Raw genomic sequence first — 257 nt, forward strand, 5'->3', positions numbered from 1 at the left:
GGCGGACCGATGTTCGTCCGCTGGAAGCTCAAGAGATGAGTGGTTCGGGATGCAACTGACTGTCTCCTCTTTTGATTTTTGCCTGCCCGCTTCGCGCGGCAGACTCGAGGTGCCTCGCATGTCAACCTGGTGCGGCACCCTTGCCGGCTGCCTAGATATCCGGCTTTCCGAAAGGCCGCCGGCGCATGCTGGCAAGTGCCGACACGTAATGTCCGTTAACATGCAGGGGACGCCCGCCGATTGGGAAAAACGCATGT

At 59.9% G+C, this 257-nt stretch carries 1 protein-coding gene; it reads left to right on the forward strand.

Annotated features, from left to right (window positions below; translation table 11 throughout):
• Nucleotides 1-49 precede the first annotated feature (49 nt).
• On the forward strand, nucleotides 50-257 hold a 208-nt coding region (locus SB771_RS35580), incomplete at its 3' end, for a hypothetical protein (RefSeq protein ID WP_410722116.1).

The sequence above is a fragment of the Burkholderia sp. SIMBA_051 genome (assembly GCF_046534915.1).
GTDB lineage: Bacteria > Pseudomonadota > Gammaproteobacteria > Burkholderiales > Burkholderiaceae > Burkholderia > Burkholderia ambifaria.